The 1,111-nt window shown below is 58.2% G+C and carries 1 protein-coding gene and 1 pseudogene; both read left to right on the top strand.

Annotated elements, in window-relative coordinates; translation table 11 throughout:
- A pseudogene (locus PO883_RS34505) lies at window positions 1-435 on the top strand (hypothetical protein); the annotation flags it as partial.
- Complete coding sequence (locus PO883_RS34500; RefSeq protein ID WP_289313809.1) at window positions 425-814, top strand: DUF4150 domain-containing protein; 390 nt, start codon at window positions 425-427, stop codon at window positions 812-814. The pseudogene PO883_RS34505 and the gene PO883_RS34500, both read left to right, overlap by 11 nt.
- Window positions 815-1,111: the final 297 nt, after the last annotated feature.

Here is a 1,111-nt window from a genome sequence, read left to right as displayed (position 1 = left end):
ACGCGCGACAGCGATGTGCCCTTGCGCGGCGATGGGCTGACGCAAGCCATCGAGCACGCTCTAAAAGCCGCTCATGCTCCCGCTGACGAACTTGACCTTTGCGTGTGCGATGCCAACGGCGAGCACTATCGGTTTGAAGAGTTGGCCTTGGCCCAAACGCGTGTCCGTACTGCAACCCCCTTGTGGCTCCCGGCAGAAAGCCTTGGCGAGACCGGCAGCGTGGTGGGATGCATTCAATATGCCTGGCTGCTTGAAGCGCAGAAAAAGCACTACCTGCCCGGAAACAATGCGCTCTGCCTGGCTGGGAACGACAGCGGCGCGCGCGCCGCGCACATCGTCGCCTTCGAGTTCAGCAGGCAATACCGCGCGGCGGTCGAAGCGTCATCGCCGATGTTCAAGAAAATCATTAAACGAGGAGGCAACTATGGCGCATGAAGTCTATGCCAATGGGCATGAGGTGGTGGCGAAAGCGGGGGACAGCGTGACCCGCGCTAACTTCCCGGACGTGTGTTTCAGTCCCCCGTACCCGGCCAAGATCGGTGTGCCTGTACCCTATCCTAACAGCGCGTATGCCAAAGACACCACAAATGGATCGCGCAGTGTTTTCATCGCAGGCAAGGAGATCATGCAACGCGACAAATCATTTCTCAAGGTAAGCACGGGCAATGAGGCGGCGACCGAGAACTTTAAAAAGGGCGCGATTACCAATGTGATAAAGGGGAAATGTTACTTCAGATCATGGTCGATGAATGTTTTTGTCGAAGGCTACAACGTGTGCCGTGACGATGATCTTACAACCAATAACCACGGGTAGACGGCATGCCATTTCCTCTATTAGCTGCTGGGGGGATGATTCTCGCCAGGGCGTTGGCAGTTGCCCTCGCGCGGGCCGCTGCCCGCGCCGCGATACGCGAGGGCATCAGTCGCCTGCCGCAAGCACCGATTGCCAAGGCCCCACCACGTGCTCCCGTATTTGGAACGAAACCAAAGCCCCCAGAAACGACGACGGCCCCGGCACCGGTGACGCCACCGGTGCCATTACCTACGCCGCAACCTAGCAAGGGTAACACTCGTCCTGTGGGACATGATGGCAAGGAAGACGACAAGAAGA

It is taken from the genome of Massilia sp. DJPM01, from assembly GCF_030348125.1.
Taxonomy (GTDB): domain Bacteria; phylum Pseudomonadota; class Gammaproteobacteria; order Burkholderiales; family Burkholderiaceae_D; genus Telluria_A; species Telluria_A frigida.
Note: the sequence above shows the minus strand (reverse complement) of the source record. Positions and strands in the feature narration are given on the sequence as shown.

Bases quoted from the DNA above. Each gene is read 5' to 3' on its own strand.
- PO883_RS34500 (WP_289313809.1), top strand. From the start codon at position 425: ATGGCGCATGAAGTCTATGCCAATGGGCATGAGGTGGTGGCGAAAGCG.